Origin of the sequence: Halorubrum zhoui, from assembly GCF_051194155.1 — an archaeon.
Lineage (GTDB): Archaea > Halobacteriota > Halobacteria > Halobacteriales > Haloferacaceae > Halorubrum.
The window spans coordinates 21,100-42,977 of the sequence record NZ_JBLZNJ010000001.1 but is presented as its reverse complement, the minus strand read 5'-3'; the positions used below and the strand labels follow the sequence as shown (position 1 = coordinate 42,977).

Below are 21,878 nucleotides of genomic sequence, written 5' to 3'. Positions count from 1 at the left end.
TCTCGTTTCGGGCCGTCGATTTTTGTCGTCGCCGGCCGATGCGACACGTATGGCCGACCGAACTCGCGCACGCGTCCTCGTCAGTGGACACGTCCAAGGCGTCTTCTACCGCGCGACGACGCGAGACGCCGCGCGCGAACACGACGTCGACGGCTGGGTGAAGAACCTCGACGACGGCCGCGTCGAGGCGGTCTTCGAGGGACCCGCGTCGGCGGTCGAATCGATGGTCGAGTGGTGTCACACGGGCAGTCCCGCGGCCGACGTCGACGACGTCTCGGTGACCCGGGAGCCGCCAGAGGGTGTCGACGGCTTCAGGATCGAGCGCTGAGTGGGCCCGCTCAGGGCCGTATCGCACCGTCCGTGGCGTCTTTGGGAGGATCGCGGACGCCCAGCTCTTCGAGAGCCCGCAACACGACGATCGCCTCGACGACGTCGCGGGGTTCGGTGTAGTCGTCGTCGACGGCCGCGAGCGTCGCTTCGGCCTCCGCCGCGAGGCGTGCTTCGAGATCGGTCTGGTCGGTGGCCGACTTCGTCGCCGAGAGCAGCGCCTCGTGGTCCTCCCGCAGGTCGAGTGAGACGTGTGCGGCGTTACACCGCGAGAGCGGGTGGGTGTCCATCTCGAGTGCGAGGTCGCGCACGAGCGACCAGTCGTCCGCACAGAACCGCAGCGTCACGGTGCCGACGACGTCGCGCCACGCGATCGGATCGCCGTTCGCCATCAGTCGGAGCGCTCGCGGGGGGACCGCGATGCGCGTGTGGGTGTCGGAGCCGCCACACAGACAACAGGGTGTGTTCTTCAGTCCGGCGTACACGCGGCGAGGTTCGTGCTCGACGGGCCTGTGGCTTTCGGCTCGACGGCGACGAGCCGAGCGGCCGTCACTCGCGTTGACACGCGGTGAGCCACTCGCGAGCCCAGCGATCGATCTCGGCGAACACCGGCGCGAGCGACTCGCCTTTGGCCGTGAGGCTGTAGTACGTCGCGACCGGGGCGTCGGCCTCCATCCGCCGGTCGACGAAGCCGGTCTCCTGGAGATCGTCGAGCACGCGCGAGAGGGTGCGTGCGTTCGCGTCCGTCGCGCGCTTCAGCTCGTTGAACCGTCGTTCGCCGTGCTGGAGCTCGTAGAGGACGACGAGCCGCCACCGCGACCCGATCTGCGCGATCGAGTCGACGATGGGACACGCCGTCTCGACCGGCTCCGTCGCGTCGGTACTCCCCGTCGTTTCGCCCTCGTCGCCTGCGCCGTCGGCCTCACTCCCGTCGCCTGCGCCGTCGGCCTCACTCCCGTCGCCCGCGCCGTCGGACTCGCTCGTGTCGACTGTGCCGTTCGCGTCGAGATCCGGTGATGACATGGGTGTTACCTGCTTACGAGTACGTCCGCGAAGTGATATAGTGGTTGCGTCCGTATACCGAGTTGCACGATGATAGCTGAACTCACGACGCTACCGCTACAGTTCGACACGCCGCTCGCCGGCGAACTCTTTCTCCTCGGTCGCCTCCTCTTCGGCGGCGTCCTCGCGTTCACGGGGCTGAATCACTTCACCGACGTCGACGGGATGGCCGGCTACGCCGAGTTCAAGGGGCTCCCACTGCCCCGGTTCTCGGTGGTCGCCTCCGGCGTACTTCTCGCACTCGGAGGACTGGGGATCGTCGTCGGGGCGTTCCCAGTGCTCGCGGCGGGCGCGCTCGCCGTCTTCCTCGTCGTCTCGGCGGTCACGATGCACGACTTCTGGGCGGCCGACGATCCCGACGAGAAACAGAGCGAGATGACGAGCTTCCTGAAGAACCTCTACGGCGCGGGCGCCGCCCTCGCCCTCCTCGCACTCGGCGGCAGCGCGTGGCCCTACGCCGTCGGCATCGGCGTGTTCTGAGTCGATCGTACCGGGTTGCAGCCACAGCGCCCACGGTCGCTCACATGAACGCAAGGAGGAAGCCCACGAGTTTACTCGTGGGAGGAATCCGACAAGCCACTCCACCAATCCCGAGCGACACCAACCCGACTCCCCCACGCCAGTCGTAGACTTTATAAAGAACTAAGTTGACATGTGAAATACGGATGGGGGACGTGATTCGAACTGTCAACGTCAAACTCGACGTACCCGCAGAGCGGTGCGACGACCTCCATCAGACCAAAAACCAGTTCCTCCACTGTGCAAACACCACTGCAGAGTGGGCGTGGAGACACCCGAACGACTACTGCGTGACCTCGAAACAGAAAGCCGAGAACGCCCTCTACGAGCGACTCCGAAACGAGACGGAGTTGACTGCAAACCTCGTCCAGAAGGGGATTCGGCGGGCTATCGAGGCCACGAAAAGCGGTGTCGCCCGACTCAAAAAAGGCGACAACACCAGTCAACCGCACTTCGACGCGTGGAGCGTCGTCTACGACAAGCGAAGTGCGACCTTCCACCGCGACCACGTTTCCCTCTCAACGGTGAACGGTCGCGTCGAGTGTGACTACGTGCTTCCCAGCGATGCTGAGGGAACACCGATTGGCGAGTACCTGCTGAACGAGGACTACGAGTTCCGCATGTCCACGTTGCAGTACGACCGACCCACAGAGTCGTTCTACCTCCACGCACGGATGCGCCGAACAACGGACGAACAAGAGGAGTCCACACCCAATTCTTCTGACGCCAAGCACAGAACAGTCCTTGGCGTTGACCTGAACGTGGACGGCTCGCTCGCCGTGACTTCGACCGGGGCGTTCATCGGGAACGCTGACGAGATGAACCACCGACGCCGTGAGTTCGAGAAGACTCGCGGGTCGATGCAACAAGCGGGAACGCGGTCGGCACATCTGTCGATTCAATCGATGCAAGACCGTGAACACCGCTGGATGCAGGACGAACTCCACCGTGCCTCAAACCGGATTCTCGAAGAAGCCCGCGACCACCGATGCACGCACATTGCCTTCGAGAATTTAACAGATATTCGTAATCGGATGGCTGGTGCAAAGCGGTTCCACGCATGGGCGTTCCGACGCCTGTACCAGTACGTCGAATACAGAGCCGAGATGTTCGATATCGGGATTGAACAGATACCTCCTGCATACACGAGTCAGCGGTGTTCGTCGTGTGGGTTTACGCATGAGTCGAATCGACGGTCGAAACACCGGTTCGTGTGTCAGAAGTGTGAGTACGAACTGAACGCGGATTACAACGCGAGCAAGAACATCGCTCGCAAACTGCTCAAGAAACTCCACTCGGGGCAGACGTCTTCGAGTGGAGGCGCACCCTGTCAGTGTGCGCTAACGTCAGGAACGTTGAACCTGAACGGCGATTACACTGCCTCCGTCGTTACGACGGCAGAAGGGGAGTCCACTGACAAGCCCACGACTTCAGTCGTGGGTTACTGACAGGCGACGTCACTCACCGAACGCACCGAGACTCGACTGGAGTCGCCTGGCCGTCGGCGTCTCGGTCAGCTCGTACCCCACCAGGTCGCGGGCGTCGACCGCGTACGTCGATCCGCCGCGATCGAGCACCATCACCCGTCCCTGCCAGCCGCGCACCGTTCCGGCTGCAATGGTCTCCGCGACCGGCCGGTCGGCGAGGTCGAACCCGTAGTCGAACGAGAACCGCTCGATCGGGTCGAATCGGGCACACAGCGACTCCCACGCCTCCTCGTCCACGTGGCGGCCGAGTCCGTCGAGCTTCGTCGGCACCCGGACGCGGTCGACGAGATTCCCGCCTGCAGCGAGTTCGGCCTCGATCTCACGGGCAACGCGACCGTTCGGGAGCGTCCGGACGTGCGCTGCGCGGTCTGCACCCTGCTCGCGGAGGCGAGTCTCGAGTCGCCAGCGCCGCGTGACGCCGACTTTGAACACGGCGGGGGCGAACGCAGCGAGGTAGATCGCGTGCTGTTCGTGGCAGTCCATCTCGTCTTTGAGACACGTTCCCGTACAGCGTGCACACACCCAGACGGACGTGTGTGCATCACAGTACGGCGCGTCGGGAGCGTCACACGCCACGTGGCCGTCCTCGTGAACCGATCCGGCACAGCGTCGCTCGCCGAGGCCGAACCCGAGCTCGGTTCCGGCGCTCGCGTCGAGGAACGAGACGTCGCCGTCGGACGCGACGTACAGTCCGGCGCCGTCGCTCGTGGCTGCCTCGGGCGACGACGACTCATATCCCACGACTTGCACAGTCACCGTTGGCCTCGATCACGCAATAACGTTCGCACCGAGGGCGCATTCGTATCGACCCGACGCGCACGTGCACACCGACCCCGACGCGCGTGGACCTACGACGACTCGTCGCCCCCGTGCACGGCCCGCTCGACCGCGTCGAGGAGTCGCTCACGGATCCGTTGGCTCGCTTCGGCGTCGGTTCGCACCTCGATCAGGTGTGAGCCGTCAGTCTCGTGGGCGTGGGTGTATGCTGCTGCGAGGGCGACCGCCGGATCGTCTGTGCCGTCGTCGCGCGCATCGATTCGGACGTACTCGAGCCCGTAGAGCGTCGAGAGGGGTTCGAACGCGAGCCCGTGTGGGGTCTTGAACGAGTCAGTGAACGGCGGGTCGAACGACTCGACCGGGAGCTTGTGAAAGATCCCGCCGCCGTCGTTGTTGATCAGGACGATCGTGACGTCGACGGCACAGCGGTCGACGGCGAGGAGCCCGTTCGAATCGTGATACAGCGCGAGGTCGCCGACGACCAGCGTGAGGTCGTCGGTCGTCGCCGAACCGGCGCCGAGCGCACTCGAGACGATGCCGTCGATGCCCGAGACGCCGCGGTTGCCGAGGGCGGTGAGGTTCGTCGTCGAGGGGGGCACAAACCGGTCGAGGTCGCGCACGGGCATCGAGTTCGAGACGAACACCGTCGCCGGGTCCGGGACCGCCTCCGCGACGGTTTGGAGCACCGTCCCCTCGTGAACGTCGGTTGGCACGTCCCCGCCCGTGCCCGCTGCGGCGATGTCGGCCGCCACCGACGAGGGGTCCCCGCGGTGAAGCGCTGTCGCGATCCGCTCCGCTCGCAACCACTGCTCGCGCCAGGCCGGATCACCACCGCCGCCCCCGATCAGCCGTGCGAGTCGCGCACAGAGCCGGCTCGGCTCGGCGACGACGAGGTTCGTCGCGGTGAACGCCGCCTCGCGCCATCGCCCGGTCGGGTCGACGACGTGCTGGTCGGCGTCGGTCGCCGCGAGGTACGTCCGAAGCCGCTTCGAGGTGGGCGACGCCCCGAGCCGGAACACGACCGTCGGGTCGTCCCAGCCACGCTGGGTCTCGTCTGGCCCGGCGATCGCCTCCGAGAGGTACGCGTCGTACGCCCCGAGGACGGGAGCGACGCGGGTGTGGCCGCCGAAGCGGAGCCCGGAGAGCGGGTCGGCGAGTACCGGGTACCCGGTCGCGTGCGAGAGCGCGGTGACCGCCTCGGGGTCTAGTCCGGGCGGATCTGCCGGGCCGGCGACGATCACGCCGCGATCCGTCTCAAGTGCCGCCGCCAGCTCGCGTAGCCCCGCGTCGTCCGGTTCGGGCGTCCCAGGCGTCACGTCGACGAAGGGCCCAGACCGTCCGGTCGCGGCGGTCGGGTCGAGGTCGTCGGGGACGTCTCCCGGCACCGGTGTCGGTTCGAGTGGCTTCGCGAAGGGGACGTTGAGGTGGACGGGACCGGGGTCGGCACCCTCGGCGACCGCCACCGCCCGGTCGACCGTGGTCCGGAGCGACCGCAGGGTGCGGTCGGCCGCCGCTGGTTCCGGGAGGTCGGCGTACAGCCGAACCGAATCGCCGTAGAGCTTCTCTTGATCGGCCGTCTGGTTCGCCCCGGAGTCGCGAAGCTCGGGTGGGCGGTCCGCGGTAAGCGCGAGCAGTGGGACCCTGGCTCGGTCGGCCTCCATCACCGCCGGGTGGTAGTTGGCCGCGGCGGTCCCCGACGTGCAGATGAGCGGCGTCACCCGGCCCGTGCGGCGCGCCCGGCCGAGCGCGAAGTACGCCGCGGACCGCTCGTCGAGCTGGGAGAAACAGTGGAGCTCCTCGTGTCGATCGGCGGCCATCGTGAGCGGTGTCGATCGACTTCCAGGCGAGACGACGACGGCGTCGACGCCCGAGGCGACGAGCTCGTCGACTATTGCTCGGGCCCACAGCGTATTCCGGTTCGGTGCAGTCATCAGCGGTCGTACGCGAGCACCCAATAAGTAACCCGGCAGGTCGAATCGCCGGCCGTCGACCACGGTCAGAGTCGTGCGGTACCGCCCCACACGACGGCGTTCTGCAACCCTTATACACGCCGGCCAACTTGACTCGGGTATGAGCGAAGAGGAAGCCGTCGAGGGCGAGCCGTCCGAGACGCCCGCGGAGGCCACAGACGAGGCCGCCGAGGAGACGAGCGCGTCGTCGACCGACGCCGAGGCCGGTGACGAGGCTGCGCCGACGCTCGTCGACCGGGTGAGCGAGCACGACGAGGCGCTGGCCAGAGAGGTCGCCGAACTCGAGGCGGAACTCGAGTCGAGCCGCGAGGAGGTGTCGGCGCTGACGAGCAAGCTCGCACGGGTACGTGCCGACTTCAGCAACTACAAGGAACGCGCCACGCGCAAACGCGAGGAGATCCGCGAGCGCGCCTCCGAGGCGCTCGTCGAGAAGGTAGTTCCCGTACGAAACGATCTGCTCCGTGCGCTCGATCAAGCGGAGGACAGTAACATTCGTCCCGGCGTCGAGTCCACGCTGGAGAAGTTCGACGAGGTGCTCGCCGAGGAGGGCGTCGACCCGATACAGCCGGAGCCGGGCGACGAGGTCGATCCGAACAGACACCAGGTGATGCTCCGCGTCGAGAGCGAGCAGCCCGACGGCACGGTTCACGAGGTGTACGAGCCCGGCTACGAGATGGGTGATCGGGTCCTCACGGAGGCACAAGTCACGGTTAGTGCCGACGACGAGTCCTGAGTCGCGTCACTCGGCGTCGACCACGCGCTCGTCGTCGTGCGCCTCACGGTACGCGTCCGCCAGATCGTCGAGCGAGGCGGCCGTAGCCGTACCGTGTGGCACGGTGAGTGGCGACACCGACACCTCTCCGTCGACGACGGCTCTGCGGTCGGTACCGACTGGGTCGGGGACGTCCTCCGGCGTCATCCGACCCCAGATCGGGTCCGAGAAGTGGACCTCTCCGTTACCGTTCGCATCGGCACGGAGTCCGTACCAGTCTGACGGTGCGGTGACCCGCATCGGCGCGGTCTGTGACTCGGCGACCGGCGCGTTCACGTTGAGGTAGTCGGCCGCAGAAAAGACGTCGGCGTCGAACGCGTTGTCCACCAGGAACCGCGTCGCGCGAACGGCGTGGGCGAAGGCGTCGGGTTCGAGCTCGGTCTTCCACCAGTCGTCGCCGCCCGGCACGTACATCGAGGTCGCCACGGCAGGAACGTCGAAGAACGCCGCTTCGACCGCCGCAGAGACGGTTCCGGACCGGCCGAGGACGTACGAGCCGAGGTTGGCACCCTCGTTGCAGCCGGCGACGACGAGGTCGACGTCGGGCACCAGTTCGTCGAGTCCGGCGACCACGCAGTCGACGGGCGTCCCGTCGACCGCGTACCCGAGGTCGTGGTCGTGGACACGCACGCCGTCGGAGAGGACGCGCCCGATCGACGACTGATCACCGCTCGGTGCAACGGTCACGACGTCGTACCGGTCGGAGAGCGCGTCGTAGAGGGCTCTGAGACCGACCGCGTCGATGCCGTCGTCGTTCGTCAAGAGGATCCGGTCGGCGCTCACACGCGCGATACGGGCGGTCGAGACAAAAGTCCACCGTCGACACGAACCGCTCGTCGACGCGAGTCGGCCGTCGACACGCCCGCGGGTGAACGGAAACACACAGGTGCCGTGAGGCCGATCACCGCGCATGGGATTCGGGGACACAGCGAAGCGCATTCAGACGCTCGCGGACAAAGCAGAACAGACGTACAAGCGGCTGAACGACCTGCGCGACGAGGTCGAGCACACGCAGACGACGGTGAGTGACACCGGCGAACGAGTCCGCGCGCTCGAAAACGAGATGGCAGAACAGCGGGCGGTACTCGACGCCGTAGCCAGAGAGGTCGGCGTCGACCTCGACAGCGTGAGCGCGCAAGCACACATTGCCGAGGCGGAGACGGCGACCGGGGATGGAGTCGACACCGATGACGGAACCGACACAGTGCCCGAAACCGATGACGAGGGGACCGGATCGCCTGCAAACGAACGCTGAAGCGTCTACCGGCCACGAGAGCCAGATAGACCGTCGCTGTCGCTGTTGGTGCCGGCGTCGTCGTCATCGACCGCTCGAGAGACGACGGTTGCAGGAACGCCGGCGACAGTCGTCCGCGGCGGAACGTCCGTCGCCACCAGCGAGTTAGCAGCGACTCGGGCGCCTGCGCCGATCGTGACGCCAGGGAGCACGGTCGCTCCGGCGCCGATCATCGCCCGCTCACCGACGACGACGTCACCGAGTCGGTACTCGTCTTGGAGAAACTCGTGACACAGGAGCGTGACGTCGTAGCCGACGATCGCGTGATCGGCGACGGTTATCCGCTCTGGCCAGAAGACGTCCGGCGTCGACTCGAGCCCCCACGCCACGCCGGTGCCGACGGTCACCCCGATGGCCGAGAGGAGCCAGTTCTTCAGCCGGAGACTCGGCGCGATCCGCGCGAGCACGATCACGACGTAGTTCCGCACCACGGCGAGTGGCGACTTCGCGGTTGGCCACGACCACAGCGAGTTGCGCGGCCCGGTCGTCGGGTGTCGTTCGAGCCGATCCCGCCGCACGGACCCCCGCTCGGCCGTTGCTCCGTGCGCGCCACTGCTCTCGTCCTCGCCGTCCGCCGTGCCTGACTCCTCGCTCACGGGCGGTGGTTCGCGCGGAGCCTACAAAAACCTCGGCGGCGGTGCTCGACCCGCCGACGCCCGAGAGGTTATGTGCGATGGCGCGGCCACGGCCGTGTACGACACCTCGATAGCTCACGGTCGGCCGAGGCGGGTGCGCGGTCAGCCGCCGTGAGGAGCGGCCGACCGCCTGTTCGCCAGCAACGCCGTGAGGCTCGCAACCGTGAGTCCCGTGGTGACGCGTCCACGACCGTATCGGCCGTCTCGTCGACTCGCTACTCGCGCAGCTCGCGCATGTGTGTGACGCGCCGGTCGAGCAGCGCCTGCGTGCCGATGTCCTCGCGTATTCGGACGCGGTCACCGGCCGCGGCGAGCGCCTCGCTCGCCTCCGCTTCCGCAGCCTCGATCGAATCGCCGCGCCCCACGACCGCGAACGAGCGGGACGTCGTCGTGTACAGCCCGTCGTCGCGCTCGTCGACGCTCGCGTAGTAGAGGAGCGCGTCGCCGGCGCTCTCCTCGTCGACGGCGATTCGCGCGCCACTGTCCGGGTCGGTCGGATAGCCCTGCGGAACAGCGTACTTACACACCGTCGCCGCACCCGACACGTCGATAGCGGGCAGCGGATCGTCGTCGCGTGCGGCGGTCACGACGTCGATGAGCGACGTCTCCAGCACGGGGAGCGTGTTCATCGCCTCGGGGTCACCGAAGCGCGCGTTGAACTCGACCACCTTCGGGCCCGTCGCCGTCGACATGAACTGCCCGTAGAGGACGCCTTTGTACGCCGGGAGCGCCTCGACGACGGCCTCGATGACGTCGAGGGCGGCGTCGTAGTCGCCCTCACGCATGAACGGCAGCGACGGAGACGTGTCCGAATACGACCCCATTCCGCCGGTGTTCGGGCCCTCGTCGCCCTCGTAGGCGCGCTTGTGGTCCTGTACCGCAGGCGTCGCTCGGAACTCGCCGTTCGCGACGAACGCCTGCACGGTGAACTCCTCGCCGACGAGTCGCTCTTCGAGCACCACACGGTCGTAGTCGGACGCCTGGAGGTACGCCTTCGCCTCGTCGGCCGTGACTTGGTCGCCGATCACCTTCACCCCCTTTCCACCGGTCAGGCCGGCGGGCTTCACCGCGAGATCACCGTCGGAGGCGTCGATGTAGTCGCAGGCGGCGTCGGTGTCGTCGAAGACGGCGAAGTCGGGACACCCCGGAACGTCGGCATCGCGCATGAACCGGCGCTGGTAGGCTTTGTCCGTCTCGAGCCGTGCCTCCTCGGCGCGCGGCCCGAAGGCGTACACTCCGGCATCGTCGAGGGCGTCCGCGACGCCGGCTTCGAGCGCCGACTCGGGACCGATGACCGCGAGGTCCGCGTCGATGTCCGTTGCGAAGGCCGCTATCGCCTCGGTGTCCGTCTCCGAGATCGTCTCGAACCCCTCCGCGAGCCGTCGAATGCCCGGATTGCGGACGCTCGCGCAGGCGTACAGCGTGCAGTCACCAGCGAGTGCGCGCGCGATCGCATGCTCTCGGCCGCCGCCGCCGATCAAGAGAACGGTCTCCGTCATGACCGACGGATATCCACAAAGAGGCGTAAGCCTTCCCCTCTCAGCCCGGCTATCGATCCAGATACGTGGATCAGAATGTGTTGGTCGGGATATTGGTCGGCGCCGAGTAGCAACTCTCGAGTGTCTGAGACGTCACCGCGTGTGACGGGGTTTTTGACGCTACCGCTATAATCTCGGCCATGTCCCAGCCAACCGAACGGAACCGGCTCGCCGACGAGCCGAGCCCCTATCTCCAACAGCACGCCGACAACCCGGTACACTGGCAGCCGTGGGGAGCGGCGGCGTTCGAGCGTGCCCGAGCGCACGACGTCCCGGTGTTCGTCTCGATCGGCTACTCGTCGTGTCACTGGTGTCACGTCATGGAAGAAGAGAGCTTCGCCGACGAGGAGGTGGCGGCGTTGATCAACGACTCGTTCGTGCCGATCAAAGTCGACCGGGAGGAGCGTCCAGACGTCGACAGCACCTTCATGACCGTCTGTCAGCTGGTCACCGGGGGTGGCGGATGGCCGCTGTCGGCGTGGTGTACGCCGGAGGGTGAGCCGTTCTACGTCGGGACGTACTTTCCGCCGGAGCCCCGGGGAAACACGCCGTCGTTCGCCGGCCTCTGTGAACGGATCGCATCGTCGTGGGGAGACGCCGAACAGCGGGCACAGATGGTCGAGCGTGCAGCACAGTGGAGTGCGAGCGCTCGCGACGAACTCGAGTCCGTTCCAGCCGGCACAGGCGACCCGCCGGACGAGACGCTGCTCGACGAGGCGGCCGCGGCCGCGATGCGCGGCGTCGACCACGAACACGGCGGGTTCGGCAGCGGGGGGCCGAAGTTTCCCATGCCCGGGCGCGTCGACCTCCTGTTGCGCTCGGGGGCACAGACGGGCCGGCGAGAGCTGCTCACAGCGGCCACGAAGACGCTCGACGGAATGGCGTCGGGCGGGATGTACGACCAGGTCGGCGGCGGCTTCCACCGCTACGCCGTCGACCGATCGTGGACGATCCCCCACTTCGAGAAGATGCTGTACGACAACGCCGAGCTGCCGATGGCATACCTCGACGCCTATCGACTGACGGGGGACGCCGCGTACGCACGAATCGCTGGGGAGTCACTCCGGTTCCTCGACCGCGAGCTTCGCCACCCGGACGGCGGCTTCTTCAGCACACTGGACGCACGGAGCCGGCAGCCCCGAAGCCGGGGCGGAGATCCGGACGAACGGGTCGAGGGGGCGTTCTACGCGTGGACGCCGGCGGAGGTCGACGGCACGCTCGACGGCGACGACGCCTCGATGGTACGACAACGCTACGGGATCGAATCGGGTGGGAACTTCGAGCGAGGGACGACGGTGCCGACGCTCTCGGGGTCGGTCGAGCGGGTCGCCGCCGACCACGACCGACCCGTTGACGAGGTCGCCGAGACGCTGACCGCGGCGCGCGCAACACTGTTCGACGCCCGCGAGTCTCGGCCGCGCCCGACTCGTGACGAGAAAGTGCTCGCGTCGTGGAACGGCCGCGCCATCTCTGCGTTCGCACGGGCCGGTCAGACGCTCGGGGCACCGTACGACGACGTCGCCACGGAGACGCTCGGCTTCTGTCGAGATCGACTGTACGACGTCGAAACCGGCCGGCTCGATAGACGATGGCTCGACGGAGACGTCGCCGGGCCCGGCTACCTCGACGATTACGCGTTCCTCGCGCGGGCGGGCGTCGACGTGCACGCTGCGACCGGCGACCTCGAGCCGCTCGCGTTCGCCCTCGAGGTGACGGACGCGTTGGTGGCGGCGTTCTACGAGCCGGACGACGGGACCATCTACTTTACGCGCGACGCGGACGACGCCGCGGGGGTGGACGACGCCACGGGGACGGACGGCGCTGGCGATGCCGGGACGCTCTTTGCGCGCCCGCAGGAGTTCGCCGACCGGTCGACGCCGTCGAGTCTCGGGGTCGCCGCCGAGACGCTCCTGATACTCGACGGGTTCCGTCCTGACGACCGGTTCCGATCGATCGCCGAGGACGTGCTCGCGACGCACGCGGATCGTATTCGGTCGAGTCCACTCGAACACGTCTCGCTGGTCCGTGCGGCGGCGCGCCTCGCGACCGGCGCGGTCGAGGTGACGGTCGCTGCCGAGGCGGTCCCGTCGGCGTGGCGGGACGCGCTCGGTGAGCAGTACCTGCCTGGGCACGTTCTCACGCGCCGACCACCGACCGCCGACGGACTTGACGCGTGGCTCGACCGACTCGGCCTCGACGCAGCGCCGCCGATCTGGGAGGGGCGTGACGCGAACGCCGGCGAGCCGACGGTGTACGTCTGTGAGGGGTTCACCTGCTCGCCGCCACGGACGGATATCGACGCCGCACTGGACTGGCTCGACGGGAGACGGTAGACGACACGAGACGCAGACACGCCGTTTTCCACCCGTACCGCGGTGGCGCGCGCCTCGCGAGGTCGCCGGCGGCGGCCTCGCGAGCGCGTGCGAGGGATGAGCGAGTCGCCGCAGGCGACGAGCGAATCGGCTGGGGAGGGCGTGGCTGAAACAGGTGCCCGGCTGTCGCAGAGGCGTCTCGGTTACACGATCACCACGCACGTACGAGAGCGAATCGGCTGGGGAGGGCGTGGCTGAAACAGGTGCCCGGCTGTCGCAGAGGCGTCTCGGTCACACGATCACCACGCACGTACGAGAGCGAATCGGCCCGGAGGGGCGTGGCGAAGTAGTGTCCGGCGGTCGTGCGATCGTCGTGGGTACACTACCGCCGCTACATGCGTGTTAGGGAGGGTGTGGCGAAGTAGTATCCGGCTGTCGTGCGGTCTCGTGGTCATCACAGAAAGTATCGACACTTATAGTCGGAGGCGTCGAACACGCTCACATGCACGATTTCGTCGTCGTCGGAGCCGGCCCCGCTGGGTCGCGGTTCGCCAGGCGCGCGGCCGAAGCGGGCCACGACGTCGCCGTCTTCGAGAAGGGGACGGTCGGCACGCCGTTGGCCTGCTCGGGACACGTCTCGACCGACATCTGGGAGTACGTGCCAGCGGCGGCACGCGCTCGACTATTCCAGAACGAGGTCCACGGAGCGCGCTTTCACGTCGGCGGCCCCGACTCGTCGGCCTACCGGTTTTACAAACGCGAAGCGGTCTCGAACGTCATCGACCGCGTCGAACTCGACCGGACCCTCGCCGCGTGCGCCGAAAGCGCGGGCGCGGCAGTTCACGAGGGGCACACCGTTACCGACGTACGAGAACACGACGACCGGGTCGTTCTCACGGTCAGCGCCGACGGTGAGACGCGGACGGTCGAGACGCGAATGGTCGCCGGATGTGACGGGCCGACCTCTCGCGTGCGCCGATCACTCGGTCTCGAAGAGCCGAGCGAACTGCTCCACGGGGTGCTCGCGTTCGACGACGACCCGGACCACGGCGACGACGTCGACGTCCACCTAACCGCACCGCGGTTCTTCGCGTGGCGCATTCCGCGTGGTGACGCCGGCGTGGAGTACGGGCTCGCGGCCCCACCCGGCGACGACGTTTCGGCGCTATTCAACCGGCTCACCGACGCGTACGATGTGGAGACCGACCACTTCTGCTCGGGCGCGATCCCGATCGGCCCGCCATCGTCGGTGACGACCCGGCGTGCATTCCTGATCGGTGATGCAGCCGCACAGACGAAGCCGTTCACCGGCGGTGGCATTCTCTACGGGATGACGGCGGCCGACGTCGCCGCGTCGACGATCGACCCGACAGAGCCGTCGACGCTCGCGGCGTACGAGGCGGCGTGGCGCGACGAGTTGGCACAAGAGATACGACTCGGCCGGCTCGTTCGCGCCTGTTACTCGCTCCCGAAGCCCGTCCAACGGATCGGGCTGCGGGCGCTCTCGGGCGAGATCGGCGTCCACATGGACCGGCCGTCGTCGTTCTTCTCGCGCGAGCACCTCCGCCGGCTGTTCGGGTGAGCTAGCGCATCGAGAGGCGGCGGCCACCTCGGCCACCCGGAGGCGATCGACCCGGCTACTCCGAGACGGTCGAGCCGGCTACTCCGAGACGGTCGAGCCGGCTACTCCGAGATGATCGACCCGAACGAGACGTTTTCACGCACGTTCGTGATCTCGACGGTCACCGTGTCGCCGGGCTCCGCGCCGGAGACGATGACGACGTAGCCGCGTTCGACCTTCGCGATGCCGTCACCCTCGTCACCGAGCGTCTCGACGGTCACCGTCCGTCGCTCACCTTCCGAGACCGGCGGGCCGTCGGGATCGACCCGGGTCGTCGCAGTCGCCTCGGCCGGCGGTCTCGCCGTCCGCGTCGTCTCGCCGCTCGGCGACGCCGTGGTCTCGGTGGTCGATCCGGGTGCGTCGCTCGCGCCACTCGGGGTCCGTCGCCCCGCGACCGTCGCAGCGTGGTTGTCAGCCGAGCGGGTGTCGGTCGGTGATGCATCACTCGGAGCGTCCGCGGAGTGGATAGACGCCGAACCACGCGCCTCGTCGCCGTCGATCAGTGCGACACGGAGCGCGTCGCCGTCCGTGATCGGTCCGCGCTCGAAAAGTCGTTTCGGGATCGACACCGTGTAGCGTCCGTTCTCGTCGATTATGCGGGCGGTGAACAGTGAAGCGAGTTCGTCGGTTCGGTCTGTCATGGGTACGTCTCTCGTGGCGAGTGCAAAACCCCACCGCAATCGTGCTCGTCCGACGGCCGATCCGAGCGTCGCCGCAAACGTTTACCCCGATTCGAAGCAACACTCGTGTATGGCCAACGACTACGCGTCGCTACACGATCCGAACGCGGAGTACACGATGCGGGAGCTCTCTCGGGAGACGATGGGCGTGACCGGCGAACGCGGCGGCAGCAGGGACGTCGCGATCACGGACGTCCAGACGACGATGGTGGACGGGAACTTTCCGTGGACGCTCGTGCGGGTGTACACCGACGCCGGCGTGACCGGGACGGGTGAGGCGTACTGGGGGGCCGGCGTCCCCGAGCTGATATCGCGGATGAAGCCGTTCGTCGTGGGTGAAAACCCGTTGGACATCGATCGGCTCTACGAGCACCTCGTCCAGAAGATGTCCGGAGAGGGGTCCATCGAGGGTGTGACCGTCACGGCGATATCCGGGATCGAGGTCGCGCTGCACGACCTCGCGGGGAAGCTCCTCGGGGTGCCCGCGTACCAACTCCTCGGTGGGAAGTACCGCGATCGGATGCGCGTCTACTGTGACTGTCACACCGAAGAAGAAGCCGACCCCGAAGCGTGCGCGGACGAGGCCGAGCGGGTTGTCGAGGAACTCGGCTACGACGCGCTCAAGTTCGACCTCGACGTGCCAAGCGGACTCGAGAAGGACCGCGCGAACCGACACCTCCGTCCGGGCGAGATCCGGCACAAAGCGGAGATCGTCGAGGCAGTGACGGAGCGGGTTCGGGACGTCGCCGACGTCGCCTTCGACTGTCACTGGACGTTCTCCGGCGGCTCCGCGAAACGGCTCGCAGCCGCCATCGAGGAGTACGACGTCTGGTGGCTCGAAGACCCCGTACCACCGGAGAACCTCGCGGTCCAGCAGTCGGTGACGGAGTCGACGGTGACGCCGATCGCGGTCGGCGAGAACCGCTATCGCGTGACCGAGCTGCGGCGACTCATCGAAGATCAGGCGGTCGACATCGTCGCGCCGGACCTCCCAAAGGTCGGTGGGATGCGCGAGACGCGGAAGATCGCCGACGTGGCGAATCAGTACTACGTGCCCGTCGCGATGCACAACGTCGCCTCGCCGGTGGCGACGATGGCGGCCGCACACGTCGGCGCGGCGATTCCGAACGCACTCGCCGTCGAGTACCACTCTTACGAGCTCGGCTGGTGGGACGATCTCGTCGAGGAGTCGGTGATCGAAGACGGGTACATCGAAGTGCCGGAGCGTCCCGGGCTCGGCGTGACCCTCGACATGGACGCCGTCGAGGCCCACATGGTCGACGGCGAGGAGGTGTTCGATCCGGCGTGAGCCGGATCGCGACCGGAGCCGCCGCAGTCGCAGGATCTCCAGTCGGAGTTAACTCGGTCCCTGGTAACAAGACACACGTATGTCGGACCCTGCCGCCGAGGCCGCCGCCGAGTCGTACAGCATCGACCACCACCTCTCGGACGCCGAGCAGAATATCCATCGCGCGTGGGACAACTCACTCGAGCCGGTCTTGACGGTCGACGACGGTGACGTCGTGCGGTTCGAGTGTCGGGATGCGGTCGACCGGCAGCTCGACACGGAGTCGACCGCGACCGACTTCGCGAACGTGAGCTTCGATCCGGTACACCCGTTGACGGGCCCGGTTGCCGTCGAGGGCGCTGAGCCGGGCGACGTCCTGCAGGTCGACCTCCTCGACCTCCAGCACAAAGGCTGGGGGTACACCGGGTTCATGCCGGGTGAGATGGGACTCGGATTGCTTCCCGAGGCGTTCCCCGAGGCGGACGTCCACGTGTGGGACCTCCAGGGTGACGTCGGGCGGTTCGTGAACGGCATCGAGGTGCCGCTCGACCCGTTCCCGGGCGTCATCGGCGTCGCACCGGGTGCCGAAGGCGAACACGACACGCTCCCGCCGTACGACACCGGCGGCAACATGGACGTCAAACACCTGACGGCCGGATCGACGCTGTACCTCCCGGTCGAGGTCGCCGGCGGGCTGTTCTCCACCGGCGACTGTCACGCGGCACAGGGTGACGGTGAGGTGTGTGTGACGGGTATCGAGGCTCCGATGTTCGTCACCGCACGGCTCTCCGTGCGGTCGGACCTCGATATCGAGCAACCACAGTTCGAGACGACGGGCCCGTTCACCGCGACGGGGGCCGACGAACCGATGTACGGGACGACGGGGATAAGCGACGATCTGATGGACGCGACGAAGAAGGCGACGCGGCACATGATCGATCACCTCACCGCACACCGCGGGCTCACCCCCGGAGAGGCGTACATCCTTTGTTCGGCCGCGATGGACCTGAAGGTGAGCGAGGTCGTCGACGCCCCGAACTGGACGGTCTCCGCGTACATTCCGGAGTCCATCTTCCCAGACAGCTGAGCCGCCAGCAGCGTGTCTACGGGGGAGTCGGCTCAGTACCCCGGACCGACCAGCCGGTTGCCCGCGAGGACGGCGAACGCGACGCCAAAGAGCGCGGCGACGACCCCGAACGAGACGCCCCATCCGAACAGGTCGGCCGCGAGCCCGACGCCGACCGATCCCGCCGAGCCGACGACGGTGTACGCCGTTCGCACGAGACCGAATCCCGCCCCGCGTTCGGCCTCGCTCATCGCGTCCATGAACCGCGGGTCGATAGCCGAAAAGAAGCTCGACCCGAAGCCGGCGAAGACGACGGCGACGCCGAGCCCGAGGGTGCCCGGGAGCCAGACGAAGCCGGCAGCGCCGAGACCGCCGGCGAGCATCGCGGCCCCGATCGCCGCGTCGCGGCCCACGCGGTCAGAGAGACGACCGATCCCGACCTGTGCGCCCGCGCGGACGACGAAGAACGCGGAGAAGACGGCGCCCGCGAACGCGGGGGATCGGGCGCGAAACTCGACGAGAAACGTCGGGAGAAACGAGATGATCCCCTGAGCGACGTAGGTCCCGAGCATGGCGACGGCGAGCGGGAGGAGCACGCTCGGCCGCGAGAGCAGTGCGACGAGCGGGCCTATCCGCAGCCGGGCGCGCATCGACTGGTCGGGGCGGCGGGGCGGAGCCGGCCGAACGCGCCACGCGAAGGCGACGAGGACCGGGACCCCGACCGCAGCGGCGAGTGCGACCCCGGGACGCCAGCCGTACCGGACGCCCACCCAGGCGGCTGCGACGGGGGCGGTGAGTCCCGCGAGCGGCCCGCCGAGCGAGTGGAGGCCCACGGCGGTGCCGAGGTCGTCGAAGGTGCGCGAGAGCAGCGTCGTCGCGACCGCGTAGTGGAGCCCCGCGACGAGTCCGAGCAGGACCGCCGCGACGACGAAGGCTGGAAACGCGGGGGCGACCGCGAGCAGCAGGCTCGTCGCGATCGTCCCCACGACGGCGACGAGGATGACGGGTCGTTCTCCGAAGCGGTCGGCGAGGATCCCGCTCGGGAACTGCGCGACGCCGTAGGCGAACCACATTCCCGACAGCGCGAGCCCGACGGCGGTGTTCGAGACGCCGAAGTCGTCGATCACGAACGGGACGACCGGGCTGATCGCCACCCGCGCGAAGTACGTGACGAAGAACGCGAGCATACACAGGGTCAACACCGTGTGACGGTAGCGCCAGCTCATGTGACCCGCTCCGTGAAACGGCGTTGGCGGGCAGAACGGACCGGTCCGAAGAAGTTGAGAGGCGGCACGCGTATCACGGGTCGACTCGACGGTCGTGATGCGGCGCGTTAAACCGTTGGCTACCGGTCGATGTCGTCGTGACCGTCGCCGCCATCTCGCGCCGACGAGCCCGTGGCACGCAGTCTGTCGGCGATCGCCGCCCCCGCCTCGCGCGGTGCGGCTCGCTCGATCACGACCGCGTCGTCGACCGCGACGCGTCCCGGTTCGACGACGTCACAACAAAGCCCACCGCGGTCCCGAAGCGCGGCCGCGAGTCCGTCCTCGCCGGCGAGTGCTTCGACGTGTGCACAGGGCGGCCGCCGGCGGGTCGGTCTGAGCAGCGCCTCGCCGACGCGGAGGTCCGTCTCGAGGAGGGCGTCGATGCCGGTTCCGAAGCCGTCGACGACGACGTTTCGGCGGTGCCGCCCGTCGGAGACGTCGATTCCGGTCTCCGCGCGGACGGCCGCGATGGCTTCGGCGGCGACGAGCGTCACCGCGCACGCGTCGAGCTGGAAGTGACCCGCCCCGCGACAGTAGCGGTCGCCGGCGACCCCGCCTTCGACGACGTCGACGGCGGAACGTGACTGCGGCGGGTCGCCGCTCTCTGGCGCCAGAAACAGGTCGGTTACGGTTCCAGTCTGCGGGTCGGCGTCGGTTCGCGAGTCGGTGACAGCGTGTGGATTGGGGGCCTGGTCGTTCACGAGCGTCGTTCGGGTCGAGGGGACATAGTCGTACGGCGAGGTGGGTACGCAGGCCGGGGGTCGACGCAGACGGCCGTCACTCACCGGGGCCAGCGAGGAGTGACGCGTCGTCGGGCCGCATCCACTCACGGTGGGCGTAGTACACCACGGCGACCGGCGGAGCGAGCAGCGCCGCGAGCGCGTACGCCCACTTGACCCAACCGAGCGCCACGACGCCGCGCTCGCCCAACGAGAGCGCGTCGAGCAGGATCGCGGCGGTCGCGAGGGGAGCGACGAGGTACCGGTGGGTGAATCCGACCGCGGCCGCGGCGGGAGTGCCGGCAGCGAGGAGCATCCAGTCGAGTGCGAAGCAGACGATCCACCCGGCCGTCGCCAGCGCGAGCACGCGGAGCCACGGGCCGTCGAACCGACGGTCGATCGCGTCGGGCACACCGGGTCGATCCTCGGTCGTCGATCGAGCGCTCACACACGCCTTCGGTGGCGTGTCGTCTTGAACGTCCGGATCGGTCGTGCTCCCCACTGCACCGCCAGCACCGGCTCACTCGTCGAACGTCCCCGACGAGAGGTACCGTTCGCCGCTGTCCCAGAAGACGGTGATCACGAGCGGCTCTGCACCGACATACGCGCCCGTATCACGGAGGTCGGCTGCGACGCGCTTTGCGGCCAGGTTCGAGGCTCCCGACGACTGTCCGACGAGAAGTCCCTCCTCGCGCGCCAGACGACGGCACTCGGCTTCGGCAGCCGGAAGCTCGACCGTTCGCGCGTCGTCGAGGAGCGACTCGTCGAGGTTCGGCGCGACGAATCCCGGCCCCATCCCCTGAAACTCGTCGCCGGTCGTGTCGCCGCCGGAGAGGACGGCGTTCGTCGCCGGCTCGACCGCCACGATCCGGACCTCGGGGAACGTCTCCCGGAGTCGTCGGCCCGTACCGGTTATCGTCCCGCCGGTGCCGACGCCAGCGACGAGCGCGTCGACCGTGCGGTCGCCGACCTGCTCGAGGACCTCCACGCCCGTCGTCTCGTAGTGAGACCGCGGGTTCGCCGGGTTCTCGAACTGACGGAGTTGGACCATGCCAGCCTCGCGTTCGAGTTGGTCTGCACGGTCTTTTGCGGCGGCGATGTCGCCGTCGACGACCTCCACAGTGGCTCCGTACGCACGCATCAGCCGTCGACGCTCGACCGACTTGCCGGCGGGAATGACGAGCGTCACGTCGTACCCTTTCACCGCCCCGACCATCGCTAGCCCGATGCCCGTGTTCCCCGAGGTCGGCTCGACGATGCCGTCGCCCGGCTCGAGGTCGCCCGCCGCCTCCGCGGCTTCGATCATCCAGCGCGCGGGCCGGTCCTTGGCCGACCCCCCGGGGTTTCGTGACTCGACTTTCGCCGCCACCGTCGTCTCTGGCGGCGAGGACACCCGCACCAGCGGCGAGCCGAGCCCTGCGAGCACGTTGTCGTCCATCACCCGCACCGACGCACCCAGTGCTCAAATGCTCGGCGGACGTCGCCGCCGCCGCGGCGTTCATAAGCCGGCGCGCGAAACGACGGGTATGTCGCTCGAAACGCTCGAACCCGACCCGTCGTTCGACCCCGACTCGCTCGATACAGCCGTACTCGACGCCCTCGACGGCGACTACCGGTACGTGGTGTGGGGCGGCGACTGGTGTGGCGACTGTCAGACGCAGCTCCCGGCGTTCGGTGCGGCCCTGTCTGCTGCCGGCGTCGACGACGAGCAGATCCAGTCGTATCCCGTCTCGAAGGGACCTGACGGCAAGGAGGGACCGGGCGTCGAGGCCTACGGGATCGAGCGGATCCCCACGGTCGTCGTGGAAGACGCCGACGGCACGGAGGTCGCTCGGTTCGTCGAGCAGGCAGACGTCTCGATAGCCGAGGCGCTCGCACGCGACCTCGCGGACCTCGGTACGACGCAGTAGCGTCGCTGTCGAGCCCGTTCACTGGCCACGGAGCCAACTCACGAGTCGTCGAGTTCGGCCACGATCCGGTCGCGAACCCGACCGACGTCGACGGCCGCCCACGCCTCGAGGTCGTACGTGACGTCTGCGAGCGTCTCGAGCCGCGTGGCGTCGTCCGCGGTGATCGCCGCCACCGCCTCCTCTGAGAGCCGATCGAGCACCGCGTCAGCGAGGGCCTCCCGGATGACGGTTCGAGAATCGACGTCGAGGATGTGCGGAAGGTCGGTGGCGCCGTCCGGGAGGGTCGGAAACGCGACCGGGCCGACCGTCAAGAGTGGATGCTCATCGTCGAGGGGCACGGTGCCCTCGTCGATCGCCGCCGATGGTGCAGACACGAGTACGTAGGCGTCGACGGCGTCGTCGACGACGGCCGCAACCGTACTCGGTTCAACCGTCTCTCGGCGCTTGAACGCGAGTTCGTCGACCGCCCGACGCAGCTCCGTCGGCGTGAGCCACCCGAACAGGTCGACGATGCCCGCGAGCGCATCGGGCGCGAGCCAGTCGGGCGCGTCGTCGGTCGGCGCGCGGTCCATCACCGCCCTCCGTCGGTCATCGGTCGTCTCCGGTCATCGGTCGTCTCCGGTCATCGGTCGTCTC

Annotated in this window: 23 protein-coding genes; 10 read left to right on the top strand and 13 right to left on the bottom strand. The window is 68.1% G+C overall.

All coding sequences use genetic code 11. The features are described from left to right. The first annotated feature begins 49 nt into the window (after positions 1 to 49). Positions 50 to 328, top strand: a complete 279-nt coding sequence (locus ACNTAO_RS00210) for an acylphosphatase (RefSeq protein WP_435159905.1) — start codon at positions 50 to 52, stop codon at positions 326 to 328. A gap of 10 nt (positions 329 to 338) precedes the next feature. Here ACNTAO_RS00210 and ACNTAO_RS00205 read toward each other — a convergent pair whose 3' ends face one another. Next, positions 339 to 812, bottom strand: coding sequence for a DUF7960 family protein (locus tag ACNTAO_RS00205; protein WP_435159904.1), 474 nt, complete (start codon positions 810 to 812; stop codon positions 339 to 341). 64 nt (positions 813 to 876) lie between these two features. Next, positions 877 to 1,350, bottom strand: a complete 474-nt coding sequence (locus ACNTAO_RS00200; protein WP_435159903.1) for a winged helix-turn-helix transcriptional regulator — start codon at positions 1,348 to 1,350, stop codon at positions 877 to 879. 69 nt (positions 1,351 to 1,419) lie between these two features. Between ACNTAO_RS00200 and ACNTAO_RS00195 the strand changes: the two genes are divergently transcribed. Both ACNTAO_RS00195 and ACNTAO_RS00190 read left to right on the top strand, forming a co-directional pair. After that, positions 1,420 to 1,869 (top strand): DoxX family protein, encoded by a 450-nt coding sequence (locus ACNTAO_RS00195; RefSeq protein ID WP_435159902.1) that lies wholly within the window; start codon positions 1,420 to 1,422, stop codon positions 1,867 to 1,869. 185 nt (positions 1,870 to 2,054) lie between these two features. Further along, positions 2,055 to 3,356 carry an RNA-guided endonuclease InsQ/TnpB family protein gene (locus ACNTAO_RS00190; protein WP_435159901.1) on the top strand — a complete coding sequence of 434 codons (1,302 nt, stop codon included), beginning with the start codon at positions 2,055 to 2,057 and terminating at the stop codon, positions 3,354 to 3,356. A 9-nt stretch (positions 3,357 to 3,365) separates the two neighbouring features. On the opposite strand, the gene ACNTAO_RS00185 is transcribed toward ACNTAO_RS00190, so the two are convergent. Both ACNTAO_RS00185 and menD read right to left on the bottom strand, forming a co-directional pair. Next, the gene (locus ACNTAO_RS00185) at positions 3,366 to 4,145 is read right to left on the bottom strand and encodes a DUF2797 domain-containing protein (protein WP_435159900.1); all 780 of its coding nucleotides are present in this window, start codon (positions 4,143 to 4,145) and stop codon (positions 3,366 to 3,368) included. A 98-nt stretch (positions 4,146 to 4,243) separates the two neighbouring features. Continuing rightward, positions 4,244 to 6,103, bottom strand: coding sequence for a 2-succinyl-5-enolpyruvyl-6-hydroxy-3-cyclohexene-1-carboxylic-acid synthase (gene menD / locus ACNTAO_RS00180; protein WP_435159899.1), 1,860 nt, complete (start codon positions 6,101 to 6,103; stop codon positions 4,244 to 4,246). 139 nt (positions 6,104 to 6,242) lie between these two features. Here menD and ACNTAO_RS00175 point away from each other — a divergent pair, with 139 nt between their 5' ends. Next, positions 6,243 to 6,875, top strand: coding sequence for a nucleotide exchange factor GrpE (locus tag ACNTAO_RS00175; protein WP_435159898.1), 633 nt, complete (start codon positions 6,243 to 6,245; stop codon positions 6,873 to 6,875). Positions 6,876 to 6,881: 6 nt separating this feature from the next. On the opposite strand, the gene surE is transcribed toward ACNTAO_RS00175, so the two are convergent. Further along, positions 6,882 to 7,697, bottom strand: a complete 816-nt coding sequence (gene surE / locus ACNTAO_RS00170; RefSeq protein WP_435159897.1) for a 5'/3'-nucleotidase SurE — start codon at positions 7,695 to 7,697, stop codon at positions 6,882 to 6,884. A gap of 127 nt (positions 7,698 to 7,824) precedes the next feature. Between surE and ACNTAO_RS00165 the strand changes: the two genes are divergently transcribed. Continuing rightward, complete coding sequence (locus ACNTAO_RS00165) at positions 7,825 to 8,169, top strand: DUF5798 family protein (protein ID WP_435159896.1); 345 nt, start codon at positions 7,825 to 7,827, stop codon at positions 8,167 to 8,169. Between the two features lie 5 nt (positions 8,170 to 8,174). Here the strand turns inward: ACNTAO_RS00165 and ACNTAO_RS00160 are convergent, their stop codons facing one another. Together ACNTAO_RS00160 and purD are read right to left on the bottom strand one after the other, a co-directional pair. After that, complete coding sequence (locus tag ACNTAO_RS00160) at positions 8,175 to 8,804, bottom strand: acyltransferase (protein WP_435159895.1); 630 nt, start codon at positions 8,802 to 8,804, stop codon at positions 8,175 to 8,177. Positions 8,805 to 9,058: 254 nt separating this feature from the next. Next, complete coding sequence (gene purD / locus ACNTAO_RS00155) at positions 9,059 to 10,342, bottom strand: phosphoribosylamine--glycine ligase (RefSeq protein WP_435159894.1); 1,284 nt, start codon at positions 10,340 to 10,342, stop codon at positions 9,059 to 9,061. Positions 10,343 to 10,521: 179 nt separating this feature from the next. Between purD and ACNTAO_RS00150 the strand changes: the two genes are divergently transcribed. Together ACNTAO_RS00150 and ACNTAO_RS00145 are read left to right on the top strand one after the other, a co-directional pair. Continuing rightward, positions 10,522 to 12,714 (top strand): thioredoxin domain-containing protein, encoded by a 2,193-nt coding sequence (locus ACNTAO_RS00150; protein ID WP_435159893.1) that lies wholly within the window; start codon positions 10,522 to 10,524, stop codon positions 12,712 to 12,714. 481 nt (positions 12,715 to 13,195) lie between these two features. Further along, a complete protein-coding gene (locus ACNTAO_RS00145) occupies positions 13,196 to 14,275 on the top strand; it encodes a geranylgeranyl reductase family protein (RefSeq protein WP_435159892.1) in 1,080 nt (359 codons plus the stop codon). A 101-nt stretch (positions 14,276 to 14,376) separates the two neighbouring features. On the opposite strand, the gene ACNTAO_RS00140 is transcribed toward ACNTAO_RS00145, so the two are convergent. Continuing rightward, complete coding sequence (locus ACNTAO_RS00140) at positions 14,377 to 14,955, bottom strand: TRAM domain-containing protein (RefSeq protein WP_435159891.1); 579 nt, start codon at positions 14,953 to 14,955, stop codon at positions 14,377 to 14,379. Between the two features lie 109 nt (positions 14,956 to 15,064). Between ACNTAO_RS00140 and ACNTAO_RS00135 the strand changes: the two genes are divergently transcribed. Further along, positions 15,065 to 16,303, top strand: coding sequence for a mandelate racemase/muconate lactonizing enzyme family protein (locus ACNTAO_RS00135; RefSeq protein WP_435159890.1), 1,239 nt, complete (start codon positions 15,065 to 15,067; stop codon positions 16,301 to 16,303). A gap of 79 nt (positions 16,304 to 16,382) precedes the next feature. Further along, on the top strand, positions 16,383 to 17,369 hold the full coding sequence (locus ACNTAO_RS00130) for an acetamidase/formamidase family protein (protein WP_435159889.1): 987 nt from the start codon (positions 16,383 to 16,385) through the stop codon (positions 17,367 to 17,369). A 32-nt stretch (positions 17,370 to 17,401) separates the two neighbouring features. Here the strand turns inward: ACNTAO_RS00130 and ACNTAO_RS00125 are convergent, their stop codons facing one another. The 4 genes from ACNTAO_RS00125 to ACNTAO_RS00110 form a co-directional block, all read right to left on the bottom strand. Continuing rightward, the gene (locus tag ACNTAO_RS00125; RefSeq protein WP_435159888.1) at positions 17,402 to 18,574 is read right to left on the bottom strand and encodes an MFS transporter; all 1,173 of its coding nucleotides are present in this window, start codon (positions 18,572 to 18,574) and stop codon (positions 17,402 to 17,404) included. A gap of 119 nt (positions 18,575 to 18,693) precedes the next feature. Further along, a complete protein-coding gene (locus tag ACNTAO_RS00120; protein ID WP_435159887.1) occupies positions 18,694 to 19,314 on the bottom strand; it encodes an MOSC domain-containing protein in 621 nt (206 codons plus the stop codon). Positions 19,315 to 19,390: 76 nt separating this feature from the next. After that, on the bottom strand, positions 19,391 to 19,780 hold the full coding sequence (locus tag ACNTAO_RS00115; RefSeq protein WP_435159886.1) for a hypothetical protein: 390 nt from the start codon (positions 19,778 to 19,780) through the stop codon (positions 19,391 to 19,393). Between the two features lie 72 nt (positions 19,781 to 19,852). Next, on the bottom strand, positions 19,853 to 20,770 hold the full coding sequence (locus tag ACNTAO_RS00110) for a PLP-dependent cysteine synthase family protein (protein ID WP_435159885.1): 918 nt from the start codon (positions 20,768 to 20,770) through the stop codon (positions 19,853 to 19,855). An 88-nt stretch (positions 20,771 to 20,858) separates the two neighbouring features. On the opposite strand from ACNTAO_RS00110, the gene ACNTAO_RS00105 reads away from it, so the two are divergent. Next, positions 20,859 to 21,242 (top strand): TlpA family protein disulfide reductase, encoded by a 384-nt coding sequence (locus tag ACNTAO_RS00105; RefSeq protein ID WP_435159884.1) that lies wholly within the window; start codon positions 20,859 to 20,861, stop codon positions 21,240 to 21,242. A 38-nt stretch (positions 21,243 to 21,280) separates the two neighbouring features. Here the strand turns inward: ACNTAO_RS00105 and ACNTAO_RS00100 are convergent, their stop codons facing one another. Beyond that, a complete protein-coding gene (locus ACNTAO_RS00100) occupies positions 21,281 to 21,814 on the bottom strand; it encodes a DUF7109 family protein (RefSeq protein WP_435159883.1) in 534 nt (177 codons plus the stop codon). Between the last annotated feature and the right edge of the window lie 64 nt (positions 21,815 to 21,878).